General features: G+C 64.0%; 7 protein-coding genes. 4 read left to right on the forward strand and 3 right to left on the reverse strand.

Annotated features, from left to right (window positions below):
- The first annotated feature begins 21 nt into the window (after positions 1-21).
- On the forward strand, positions 22-3,777 hold the full coding sequence (locus ACTJK4_RS20395) for a type III effector protein (protein ID WP_440818798.1): 3,756 nt from the start codon (positions 22-24) through the stop codon (positions 3,775-3,777).
- A 153-nt stretch (positions 3,778-3,930) separates the two neighbouring features.
- Here the strand turns inward: ACTJK4_RS20395 and ACTJK4_RS20400 are convergent, their stop codons facing one another.
- Positions 3,931-5,802 (reverse strand): leucine-rich repeat domain-containing protein, encoded by a 1,872-nt coding sequence (locus ACTJK4_RS20400; protein WP_440818799.1) that lies wholly within the window; start codon positions 5,800-5,802, stop codon positions 3,931-3,933.
- Between the two features lie 436 nt (positions 5,803-6,238).
- Here ACTJK4_RS20400 and ACTJK4_RS20405 point away from each other — a divergent pair, with 436 nt between their 5' ends.
- The 3 genes from ACTJK4_RS20405 (at position 6,239) to ACTJK4_RS20415 (ending at position 10,394) form a co-directional block, all read left to right on the forward strand.
- Positions 6,239-6,931: a lytic transglycosylase domain-containing protein gene (locus tag ACTJK4_RS20405; protein ID WP_440077627.1), complete on the forward strand. Its 693-nt coding sequence runs from the start codon at positions 6,239-6,241 to the stop codon at positions 6,929-6,931.
- Positions 6,932-7,146: 215 nt separating this feature from the next.
- The gene (locus ACTJK4_RS20410; protein ID WP_440818800.1) at positions 7,147-8,607 is read left to right on the forward strand and encodes a type IV pilus assembly protein FimV; all 1,461 of its coding nucleotides are present in this window, start codon (positions 7,147-7,149) and stop codon (positions 8,605-8,607) included.
- Between the two features lie 392 nt (positions 8,608-8,999).
- On the forward strand, positions 9,000-10,394 hold the full coding sequence (locus ACTJK4_RS20415; protein ID WP_343619543.1) for an NHL repeat-containing protein: 1,395 nt from the start codon (positions 9,000-9,002) through the stop codon (positions 10,392-10,394).
- Positions 10,395-10,520: 126 nt separating this feature from the next.
- Here ACTJK4_RS20415 and ACTJK4_RS20420 read toward each other — a convergent pair whose 3' ends face one another.
- Both ACTJK4_RS20420 and ACTJK4_RS20425 read right to left on the reverse strand, forming a co-directional pair.
- Positions 10,521-11,819 carry a hypothetical protein gene (locus ACTJK4_RS20420; protein ID WP_440818801.1) on the reverse strand — a complete coding sequence of 433 codons (1,299 nt, stop codon included), beginning with the start codon at positions 11,817-11,819 and terminating at the stop codon, positions 10,521-10,523.
- 103 nt (positions 11,820-11,922) lie between these two features.
- Positions 11,923-12,246, reverse strand: a complete 324-nt coding sequence (locus ACTJK4_RS20425) for a hypothetical protein (RefSeq protein ID WP_322018140.1) — start codon at positions 12,244-12,246, stop codon at positions 11,923-11,925.
- Positions 12,247-12,269: the final 23 nt, after the last annotated feature.

Below are 12,269 nucleotides of genomic sequence, written 5' to 3' on the forward strand. Positions count from 1 at the left end.
CCTTCGGAGCCCTCGCCCGTCATGAAGATATTCTCCCGCCACTCCAGTGCGACGCCTCCGGCACAGACGTCGTCCAGTACGTCGGCATCGCAGTCCTCGCTGCCAAGCGTGCGCAAGACTTCGCAGTTGCCTGGCGGCCTGCGTGACCTTGCTGACATGGTGACGGCGAGCCGCCAAAAGAAAAGCGCCGCATCGCTGACGAACGAGCAGCTCAAGGTTGCGCTGTCGAGCACCACGTTGAGCGGACGCGGAACGCGCGCCGCGCACCGGGAAGCCCAGAAGCGTATTCGCAACGGCAAGCTGCAGTGGCCGCCCCAACAGCCGGCGCAACCGCCGTTGAATCCCTTGTCCAGCGAGCGCGAGCACGGCCGTCACACGCCGCCGGATGCGCCCGTATTCGATCCCGATACCGGCGCGCTGAACAAGCCACAGTTACGCCAGATGGCGCTGGCGCTCAAGGATGCGCTGCCTAGGGTACCGGTGGAGCTCATGCACTCGCACCCGCAAAGCGACGGGCTGCTCGCCAAGCTCCAGCATCAGTTGGGCTCCATCCAGACGATTGCCGCAGACAACACCCGCAAGGCCCCGCATGAGGTCGGCATGGCCGTGCGTGATGCATTTGCGTCGGCGGCCAAGACCGCGCGCCAGCTTGCCAAATCGTTGGGCAATCATGATCCGGCTGATGCATACAAGGGCATCGCGGCGCTCCTCACCGAGCTCAAGCGCACGCACCTGAGCGGCAGCGCGCACGAGGTCATGAGCCACTATGCCGAGAAGGAAACCGCCAACCTCGAAGCCAAGGCGCCCGGCATCAGCACGGCAAAGCCCGGCTCCAACGTGAGCACAGGCACGTCTGGCAGCGTGGCAGTGTCGGCCTTCCCCACCAACCGCTACGCCGGCGCGCACGTGTCGGTGGAAGCGGGTGGCGGCAAGGGCCGCATCTACTTTGCCGACGACGACGGCGACGTGGATTACTGGCCCTCGGCTCAAGCCTTTGCCAAGGTTGCGCTGGGCGGCAAGCTGGGCGAGTGGGCCGCCAAGCTCACGGGCCGGCTGGACCTGTCCGGCGGCAATGTCTTCCTCGAACACGAGGATTTGCGCCAACTCGTCAAGCTCGTTGCCAATCACGATGCCAACCATGCCTGGGTCAAGTCTGCCGGGCCGCATGCGCGCCAGGCGATGCAGCAGTTGGAATCGTTGGCCAACCTCGTGTCTCACGCGCTGGGCCGCAACTACACGGAAGCCGCCGGCAAGCCCTACTTCCTGAACGACGCCAAGATTGCCAAGGGCTTCAACACCTTGAAGATGACGCTGCTGGCGGGCGCCATCGACCAGAAAGTGGGCGGCGAGCACTTCAGCACGCTGATGAAGGCCGCGTATCCGCCGATCACCGACGTCGTGACGGACCGCATGGGCAGCGGACAGCCGCTGCCCGCACAACCGCGACGCGACGTGCCCGATTCGGTGGCCTATGGCGACCGCATCCTGGCCTATCGCCAGGTGACCGGCAGCCTGGATGCCAACGTCGGCAACGAGACCCACGGCGGCACCAACCTGGAAGCCGCCGGCAGCTTTGATGTGAATCTGCGCGGCAACGTCGCGCAGTTCTTCACAGAAAGCGCAGCCGCACCGCACACGCTGCTGGACCCCGGCTATCACAAGGATTACCAGTCCACGTTCAAGCTGCATCAGCAGCTCGATGCGGCCTGTGCCGAACCGCCGCCCGCGCAACTCCATCTGTACAACGAGACACGCAAGGCACTGACGCAGGAACTGCATGCGGGACCCGCGCTGCCCTTCACCGAAACCGAGCGCCTGCACTACGGTGAAGAAGCCAGCATCCCCGCGCAGTTCCGCAACGCCATCACGCACGCCAGCCCGGAACAGCTCAATCACGCGACGGACCAGCTGGAGCATCTCATCGGCACGTATCTGCAATTTGCCAACCAGGCCGGCGCCGTGCTCGCCAGGAATGATCGCTTCATGCCTGTCAGCGAGCGCAGTACGTTGACCCAGCATCGAGAAGCCGCCTTCGCACACATCAACCAGACCGTGTGGCAGGGCCGTTACCCGCAGAAGGATGCGCTGGCCCACCCCGAAGCGTTCGTCGCCAAGAGCCACGCTGCCATCAGCCTGGCGCTGGGCTGCGTGGGTGCGCATATCTCTGTCGTCAAGCAGCAGATGGCGCAGCGCGAGGAGCACGGTATGGCGGCGGCCGAAGCCATCTTGACCGCGGATTCGATGTACAAGACCGCGCGTGAAATGCTGGACAAGACGTACCTGCCGCTCAAGAACTACGACGTGCAGAAGAACGGCCCGCTGAAAGACAAATCGCTGTGGCAGCGCTGGGATGCAGCACTGAAGGCAACGGTTTCCGGCGGCGCGCAGAGCAGTGCGCTCAACGCAATCGTCAACCGCTTCGGTCGGTCCACCGGCAAAGTGCAGCTGGGGCCTTTCACGGGCTCCATCTCGGTCGGCAATAGCGCGGGGCAAATTTCCCTCTCCGCCGAGGCACGCCTGATGAACGCCAATAATCAACCCAACCCCAGCCGTACCGGCAAGTTCTTGCAGTTGACGTTCACGGCGCAGGGCGGTGCACCCATTACCGGCGCGATACTGAACAAGGCCATCGAAGCGGCCATCGAGAAATTCGCGCCGAACATGCGGCTGCAGGACGACAAGTTCGATCCGCAGGAAGTGATCCGCCAGACGCAGGGCCTGCTGCTCAATGTGACCGACGGCACCAGCCTGGTCGTCAAGTTGCGTCAGGCCCCTGACGTGCAGAACGCGCCGATGGAGCTGCAATACGCGCGCGTCCTGCGCAACAAGAACAGCGGCATGAGCCTGGCGGTAACGGTACCGACACCGCACGGCACGTTCACGCCGTCGGTCTCGCATACGGACAGCACGCAGAGCTACGCTGGCGAGGTGATGGGCTCCGACACGAGCTACCTCATCATGCAGCACCCGTTCCTGGCCAAGATCGTCGACGCAGAAGCCCACCAGGAAGATGCCGCGCTACGGCAGGCGTTCGATGCGAATCCGGTACACCGCGATCGCTACCTCGCCAACCCGAACCTGATGGTCGACGTGGTGGCCAAGTACGCAGCAGCCACGCAGGAGATCAACGCCGCGGCTGCCGAAAACCGCCCCGTCCAGATCAAGAACGAGTTCGTGCGCTACCACGCCGCAACACCGTTTGCACGTGCGGCCCAGGTGTCGACGCAGGTGGCTGCGCACGCTCCAGGCTCGACCGCCAACGGCGAACCGCTGTTCAAGCTTGCCGAACCGCTGGCCAAGCCGATCGACGTGAGCCACATCGACGTGAACGCGATGCGTGCGCGCCTGCAAGCCATGACCACCATCGAGGAACGCGCCGACTATCTGTGCGACTCCAACCAGGGGCGTCCGCTGCTCGATGCGTTCTCGAAGATCATCGGCAACACGCGCGCCATCAACTCGGCCGCGCTGTTCCATACCGAGGAGCGCAATACCGGTATCCAGTCTCTGGTGCGCAACCCCAAGGCGCTGCAACGCGAGAACAACCGAACCCAAGCGGCCCTGCACGGCAAACCACAACCCACGGGCACCATCGGCCAACTGCGCACACGCCTGGAGCCGACCAGGGCATCGGTCAAGCAGGCCAACCTGGCGGACCTGCAGCGGCTCGCCGCCATGAACCTGCCGATCAGCCAACAGGCGCAGGAGGAGCTGCAGCGCCGCAAAGCGGTGCTCGGCAACGCATTCCCGACCGACGAGGGCGAATCGCAGACGTAAGGGCTGCTGACTTCACGTTCCACCGCCAGCTCGGGATGCGCCCGGGCTGGCTTTTTTTTACCTGCCCGCAAGCATTCTGGTTTCGTTGCCAGGCTCAAGAAGACAAAGGCCGGCATCGAGCCGGCCCATGGAATACACGATTGAACGGCCGTATTAGCCAGCGTGCAGCCAGTCGCGCGCAACGGCAACGTGCCGCTGTGCCACGCCCTCGCCGGCCCTGACGTAGCGTGCCACGTAGCTCTGCAGCGGCGGCCAAGCCGCGAGCTTCTGGACCGCCTCGTCGATCGATCCGCCAGCGGCGCCATATTCGAACAACGCTGCGAAAGCCTCGGCGCGCACCATTCGCGCGGCAGCGTCTTCGGGCAACCCGGGCTCGCGCAGGCGCTCACTCACCAACAGCGCCATCAGCGCGTCAAGCGGCAGGGCCTCTTCGTCAAGGCAACCCAGCGCATAGCGCTCTTGGGCTCGCTGAAAGACGGCGCTGCGCAGCGCCGGCAGGTCGCACAGGCCATCCACCAGTTGGCCGAGACGGCGGCTGTCGCGGTATGCACGCATGGCGTCGGGCGCGATGGCGTTGATATAGCGCTCCATCCAGATGCACAAGGCATCGCTGCCATATTCGGCGTCATAGGGCTGCAGGCGCGCGCGCCAGCCCTGGCGCAGTGCCATCCAATCTGGCGCAATGCTGGAACCTGCCGTCGAGACGGCACCGGCTGCAGGGCGCAATTCGTCCAACCGAGCGGACAAGTGCGCCGGCACATCGACGCGGCACGCTGGCGGCAGATCGCGCAGCGTATCGGGCAAGCCCGACAAGGCGTAACAGCCACGCAAATCGAGGTGCGTCAGCGCCTTCAGGTCACCCACGGACGCAGGCAAGCAGCGCAGCGATCCGCAATCGCGCAGGCGCAGCGTACGGAGTTGTGTGCAATGGCCAATGCTTTCCGGCACGGCCACGAGGCTCGCCATGCCGGAGACATCCAGATGACGCAGCTTGTGCAGTCGCCCCAAGGACTCGGGCAGCGTGGTCATGGCGCTGTTCTCGCGCAGGTCCAGCCGCTCCAGTTCAGCCAGGTTGCCCAAGGTATCGGGCAGCACGGAGAGCAGCGGATTGCCGCGCAAGTGAAGCTCTCGCAGTTGCGCAAGCTGGCCCAGGCTGATGGGCAGTTGCACGAGCAGCTTGTTGGAGGCCAGCGTCAGTGTTTGCAATGCGGCCAGCGAGCCAAGCTCGACCGGCACGATGCGCAGATCCGTGCCCTGCAGAACCAGTCGCTCCAGCTTCGGCAACTGCGACAACGACGACGGCAGCGCGCGCAGCGGCGAATCGAGCACGACAACCTCCTGCAGCTGCAACAGCTTGCCGATCCGCCCGGGCAACGCTGACAGCCGTGGGTTGCGCGCGAAATGCAGCGCGCTCAGGTTGACCGGCAAACCACCAGATGCCGGCCACTCGAAGAGATCGCAATCGTGCACGGTCAGCCGCTCCAGCTCTTCGGCCAGGCACAGGGCCGCTGGCAGGCGCATCACCGGAATACCGTCGAGCACGAGGTGCCGGCTCTTCTGCTGCATGGCCAGCAGCATGCGCGTGGCCGCCAGGGCCAGGCCTTGCTCCGTGGGCCGTGCGGCGTCGGTCAGCAACGGGCCGCTGTAGCGGTGCAGGCGACGCGCCATCTCCTGCTGCCAACCCGCCACCGCCTCGCATACGGCCAGCCAGCGGCTGGCATCAGTAGGAGGAACGGGGGCACGCAGGCCGTGGCCTTGTGGCATGGCCTGCTGGATGCGCAACGCATCGCGCGCCGCGCCTGCGCGCTGTTGATGCTGTGTGCGCGAAGCAGTCGCCGCGACCTGTCGATCATGATGCGGTGTCGGCACGTGAAATCGGCTGGCGGCTGGCGACGGCTCGGCGTGTCCGGTCCGCACACGTTGCAGCACGCGCCGCAATGCGCGCGACAGCTTGTTGGTCACCGACACACCTGCATCCGCCTCACCGTGATCGGCACGGGTCTGCGCGAGGGTATCGGGCGGCATGGGGGCACTACCGTAATGTGATTGCATGATGGGCCCAAGAAAAGATGAAGTGGCAATCGGCGGCGGGCCACACGCCCTTTCCGCCTGTTTGCTGATCGTATGGACCACCGCGCAACACGACTTGTGGCCGGACGAACCCGTTGCGCCCGCGGCGAACCATCGTGCCCATGCACGCTCTCGATCCGGTTTCGCTGCAAGCCCGGCAAATTCGCACGGCGCGTGCGCATCGCCCGGCACGCGTTTCTATGATGCGCGCATGCTCGTTACCGGAGATCCGCAATGCATGCCCCATCGTCTCGCATCATGGCTGCGCGGGAGCGTCGCGCAACTACCCATGCAGCCCCGCCCACACGTCGCGAAACACGTCACAACTGGCAGCAGCAACGCCTGCAACAACGCCACCCCGTGACGCGCGCCTGCGCTGGCAGGCAAGACCATGCGCGGGCGTGACCGGCTTGCCGCGGTGCTGCGGCGGGGTCTGGTTTTCGCCATTGCGCTGCTGGGCTGCCTGCCTGCCGCAGCCCTGGCAGATTGCATCGACGATGCCGCCGCGTACCACGGCGTCAACGCCCAAGTCTTGCGTGCCATCGGCTATCAGGAATCGCACCTGAATCCGCAAGCGCACAACCGAAACCGCAACGGCAGTGAAGACCTGGGCATGTTCCAGATCAACACCATCCACCTGCCGGAGCTGTCGCGCTACGGCATCGGCCGCCAGATGCTCTATGACCCGTGCGTCAGCGCCTATGTGGCCGCCTGGCATCTGGCGCGCAAGGTGCACTTGCACGGCAACAGCTGGCATGCCATCGGCGCCTATCACTCAGAGTCTCCAGGGGAAAACGGCATCTATGCCCGGGCCGTGGAAGGCATCCTGAACCGCAAGCTCGCAGCACGCGCGCCGCTGCCCGTTGCCGGGCAAACGCGTGCCCAAGAGCCGGCGCCGCAACCCATGCAGGATGCCGCCAAACCCATGCACGCCGTCGTTCTCAAGCACGCGACAGATGCGCCACCCGAGCACAGCAGGCATGTGTTGAACGCCCCGACGGCAGGTGAAGATGAACATTGGCTCGATGCCATGCTGACCAGCCTGAACCAGAGTGCAAGCTTGCGAGACCGGTTCAGCCGGTAAGCCCGGGCGCCATCGCTTGCTTGCGTGGCCCGACCGGCCCTGCATGCCGCGTTGCGTTTGCCGCCCCAGGGTCCGAACAGGCACGACGCTCGAACTCTGAATTTTTCTCAACTGCCCCGTCGTCCATGGCGGTCCGCAGACGAAACGCTCTATCCTTCCCGGCCACCCCCCAAACCAATAAATCGGGTGTCAGTAATACAAGGGGAGCATTCAAAATGAACAAGCGATTTCGTGGAGGAATTGCGCATGGGCCAGTCCGTCGGTCGCTAGCTGCAGGGGCGGCCGCCGCCCTTTGGGCCTTCCTGCCGGCTGCGCACGCAGTCGAGCTGGGCGTGCTACATCTGCATTCGAACATTGGCCAGCCGCTTGAGGCTGAAATCGACTTGACGGGGTTGCAGCCGCACGACGCACAAGCGCTGGTGCTGCAGCCCGGCACCCGCGAAAGCTACCTCGCCGCCGGCGTGCCTTACGGCGCAAGCGCAACTTCGCTGCATACGACATTGGTACAGCGGCAAGACGGCAGCTATGTCGTTCGCGTGTACTCGACCGTTCCGCAGGCAGACGCCATTGCGGATATCGTCGTGCGCCTTGCGGGGCCAGGTGGAAACACGCTGGCGACTTATACGGTGTTGCTCAGTCCGCCGGGCGCGGCAAGCGCCCCCACCACGTTCCTGCAGACGCAACGCAAATCGGCGCCCGCTTCGGGAGTGTCGCCGCCCAGCAGTGCACCGGCAGACCGCCCGCAGACGCAAGCAGTGGCAGTCGCATCGGCTCCCGCCGTCAACACGGCAGACGGCACGCATCCATCGGCTGCTGCCACGGCGCCGTCTGCAGGTGAAGACGACAGGCACGCCGAAGCCGTCTATACCGTCAAAGCGGGTGACAACCTCTCACAGATCGCGCTCGGCACCGTGCAGAATCGGGCGTACGTGTCCGCCGGACAAGCCGCGCTGGCGCTTTACCGCAGCAATCCGCACGCCTTCATTGGTGGAAACATCAACCAACTGCGCGTCGGCGCCACGCTACGTGTGCCCACGGCAGAGGAAGCAACGGCGGTGGCGAGCGTTGAAGCCAAACGCCAGCTCCGCTTGCTGACGCAGACTGCGGCTACCGACCGCGCACCGCCTGTGCCCGAGGCAAATGCCAACGCCATTGCCGGCAGTCGGCCACCATCGGTGCCAGCCGATGCGGCGGACAAAAACACGCTGCGCATTTCCGCTACAGGCCCGCAAGAGCAGGCGAAGGTGGAACAGCTCAACGAGGAGTTGGTTGCAGCCCGGCAGGCGATCCATGAGCTCGAATCGCGCCTTGCGCAAGTTGAGCAGAACCTGGCCGATATGCGGCGGCTCGCAGCCTTGAAGAATGCCTCGGCACAGCCTGCCGCAGCATCGGCGACGGCCGGGGAAGAGAGCCACACGCCAGACGGTGGGCTTGCAAGCCGCAGTCCGATTACGACCGATGACCCGGCACCCTGGAAGCGTGCCCACATCATCGACCCAGTCTTGGGAGTCTTGCTGGCTTTGCTGATGGCCGCCTTGATGCTCTACCGAATGCGCATGCGCAAGGTTCAATCTGCGCTGGCTGCGATCTACACCCAACTCCACGATAACGGCGATCCGCTGACCGAGCGCGGCCCGCGCGCCCGACGCAATAACGAGACGGTGTCATCACGGTAGATCGCAGAGGACGTGGAACTTGGGAGGCAACGGGAAGCGCACGCACCGCGAGCCCGCCGCATCACGCATGCCGCAGCATGTGCAGGATCGTATGTATACGGCGCCCTCACATTGGACGCCCAGGCAGTGGAAACCCGCACGCAAACGTTTTTTCTAGAAAAAGCCGCTTCAGATCGTCTGATCCGCGTCGATGTAAAACGAGCCCTGATACTTCCAGCCAAGCGTCAAAGCGAGGGGGGCACGCAAATGCTCAATCGTTTGCGTCACATTGCCGAGTCTGGCGTCATATCGGAGATGGTCTATATGGCGGCGCAAAAGGCACATGCCGCGCCCCTGATCGCTGGGGTCGATGGCCCAATCCAACCTGATCGACGTCTAGCCAGCACCAAGCCATGCCCTCCGCGTGCCCTCCGCTTCTGAAAGCCATCCCGATTTGCCTGATCCTGGCCGCATGCGGCGGTGGCGGCGATGCGGCCACCACGCCACCCCCCAGTGCAACGCAGCCGGGCGCGCCAATTGGAGCACCGGTCGGCCCGGTGGCCCCAACGGCCCCGGCCACTTACTCCATTGCGGGAACGGTCACAGGCTTGCTCGATTACGGCAGCCTCACGTTGCTTAACAACGGTGCGGATCCGATTGTCCAAGCCACCGACGGCGGCTTCAGCTTTTCCGTTTCCGTAGCGGCAGGCAGCGCCTACGCTGTCTCCGTCAACGCCGAACCGCTTTGGCAGTCCTGCTCCATTGCAAACGGCAGCGGGCTGGCCAACGGTAATGTCAATAACGTGAGCGTGAACTGTGCAGTCGCACAATCGATGGTGTCCACCATCGCCGGTTCGACCACTGCGGGGTATGCGAACGGCACGGGTTCGGCTGCGTCGTTCCGACAGCCGAGCGGTGTTGCACGGGACGCCTCTGGCAACCTGTATGTAGCGGATTACGCCAACCACGTCATTCGCAAAATCGCACCGGGCGGCGTCGTCACGACCCTGGCGGGCACGGGCAGCCCGGGCCACGTCGATGGCATGGCGGGCAGCGCCAAGTTCGCGACGCCTGTCGGCATTGCCGTGGCGGCCAGCGGCAACATCTATGTGACGGAGTTCTACGGCAACGATATTCGAATGATCACGCCGGGCGGCATCGTGACGACGCTTGCCGGTTCGGCAACTGCGGGGAGCGCCGACGGCATCGGCGCAAGCGCCTCATTCAACAACCCGCTGGGCATCGCGGTGGATGCCAACGAAAACGTCTACGTGGCGGATTACAGCAACAACATGATCCGCAAGATCACGCCAGCCGGCGTGGTGACCACACTGGCCGGCACAACAACAGCGGGCAGCAACAATGGCGCGGCCGCGCTCGCCACCTTCAACGGCCCGTCGGGCATCGCACTCTCTCCGTCGGGCACGCTGTATGTGGCGGAGTGGTTCAACAGCGATATCCGGCAGATATCGCCGGCAGGTGTCGTCTCGACATTGGCGGGCTCCGGCGCGGCCGGCAGTGATGACGGCGTGGGTACCGCGGCAACGTTCTCGCTGCCGGTGGGCCTCGCGATCGGCACCAACGGCGTGCTTTATGTCGCCGACGACGGCAACAACCTGATCCGCATGGTGACCCCGGCGGGCGTGGTTGCCACCCTGGCGGGCTCCATCAACGCGGGCAGCGCCGACGGCCCTGGGAGCACCGCGATGTTCAATCAACCCTCCGGGATCGCGGTCGACACAAACGGCAACCTGTACGTTGCCGACCTGGCAAACAACATGATCCGCTACGTCGCACCCACCCCATAGCGAAGCTCGGCGTACCGCTGCGCACGCCCGCCGCGACTTGGAACGTGTCACGCCCGGCGTCGCTTGGCCACGCCGGGCGTGCTGAACCGCACTTGAGACAAAGGATGTCTCTGGCGGGCACCTCACTTACTGCACGCCAACACCACCGTACGACAGGTACTGGCCGAACAGGCGCGCAAACTGGCCGCCATCGGTGTTGATATTTGTCGAATACGTACCGCCACCGCCGAAGACGATCGCGAACGTATGCAGGCCGCCGTACTCCCACGGGTTGCGCAACATGTAATCGACGTGATTGTCACGGTAGTGGTTGGGGGTGCCACCCGGCGTGTCGGACGGCACACCCAACGGCGTCTGCCACCACAGGATCGGCAGCCCATTGCCCAGCGCATCGCGGTAGGCTTCGACCTTGTTCTGCTCCTGGTGGAAGTTCGGCGTCTGCACGTTGTTCTCGTCCAGATAGAACGGGCCGGTGCGGCCCATGCATTCGCCAACTGCGGCGGCCTCGAGGCAGCCGGCATCACGGTCGCCAGCCTGGGCGACGATGAAGTCAGCCTGGTTCGCGCCGACTGCCTGCATTTCCTTGCCGATCACGTCGGGCGTGCCAGTCCAGAACGAGGGCGGGAACCCGAGCAACGCCTTGGGTGCGTGCCAGCGGCCCATCGACACCAGGCACATGCCGATGCCAGCTGCGGTATTGGGCAGCCAGCTGCATTCCTGCTGGTTGTTCACAGACGCAGCAAGCTGCGCCGGATCATGATTGGGCGCCTTCGACCACACGTAGCCCCAGAAATCCGGCTCCAGATTGACCAGCACCGGCGTACCCAGTGCGTTGATGCGGTCATACATCATGCGCACTTGCGACCAGTAGCTGTTCATGAACGTCGCGTCGTTGATGCCGCTGATGTTGCCGTCGCCATTGGAGGCCATCTGGTAAAGCGTGAACATCGGCGTTGCGCCCATGCCCTGGACGCGCTGCGCGGTGTAGGTCACGTAGGCGCCGTCCGTGTTCCAGTTAGGCCAGGCGTTTTGTCCGACGCCAACCAGGTAGGTATCGACGATGTCGGGGCGAATATTCTGCGCTTTCATGTCATCGGTGGACTGACCGGAACCCAAGCCGACCTGCAGGCGCGGCACGCGACCCATCTTGTTGAGGATGGCGGTTGCGGGGGCGCTCTCGGTGCCCTGCGTGTGTTTGAGCCCCCCCTGGCTGGCACCCGGTTGGGCCGTTGCCGACGCACTGCTCGCCGCCTGCGTGCCCGCGCTACCACCGCTCGTGCCGTCGCCTTCGCCCCCGCAACCGAACAGCGCAAGCGAAATCAAAGCGGCCGCCGCATACCGATGAGAATATCCGCGCCCCTTCATGCACGAATCTGCCGCATAGCGCGCTTCTCGCGCATTGCCTGCACCACCCTCTTTTTTCATGATCCCGACCTCGCCAAATTTGTTTAATATTTGAATCCAGCGGCGCATACATCCGTCCTTTAATTACTCACAAAGGACGCGAGCAGAACAAACATCAAAACTTTTAAATAAAGTTGATGTTCCATATAAACATGATCAGAACGTATGCCAACCACCATGGCGAGACTACCATCGCTTGGTGCGCATGAATGACGGGTGAGGTTAATTGAAGTTTTTTTGAAGGAACCAATGCGATACGAAAGTATTGATTGGTATTTTTTTCAAAACTCGGTTCACCGCGATTGCTGCGGCAATATGCAGAAAGAGGGCGAACGTTCTTCGCGTGATCGACGTGGTGCTGAAGGCCGGAGCGTTGGAGCTGCGCCATCCAAAGAAAGAAAGCCCCAGGCAGCTTGTAACCGCCCGGGGCTTCTTGACCGCTCTTCACGGAGGCACGTGAATCATGGCTAC

It is taken from the genome of Ralstonia sp. 22111, assembly GCF_052045895.1.
Lineage (GTDB): Bacteria > Pseudomonadota > Gammaproteobacteria > Burkholderiales > Burkholderiaceae > Ralstonia > Ralstonia wenshanensis.

Bases quoted from the DNA above. Each gene is read 5' to 3' on its own strand.
- ACTJK4_RS20405 (WP_440077627.1), top strand. From the start codon at position 6,239: ATGCGCGGGCGTGACCGGCTTGCCGCGGTGCTGCGGCGGGGTCTGGTT.
- ACTJK4_RS20400 (WP_440818799.1), bottom strand. From the start codon at position 5,802: ATGCCGCCCGATACCCTCGCGCAGACCCGTGCCGATCACGGTGAGGCG.
- ACTJK4_RS20415 (WP_343619543.1), top strand. From the start codon at position 9,000: ATGCCCTCCGCGTGCCCTCCGCTTCTGAAAGCCATCCCGATTTGCCTG.
- ACTJK4_RS20395 (WP_440818798.1), top strand. From the start codon at position 22: ATGAAGATATTCTCCCGCCACTCCAGTGCGACGCCTCCGGCACAGACG.
- ACTJK4_RS20420 (WP_440818801.1), bottom strand. From the start codon at position 11,819: ATGAAAAAAGAGGGTGGTGCAGGCAATGCGCGAGAAGCGCGCTATGCG.
- ACTJK4_RS20410 (WP_440818800.1), top strand. From the start codon at position 7,147: ATGAACAAGCGATTTCGTGGAGGAATTGCGCATGGGCCAGTCCGTCGG.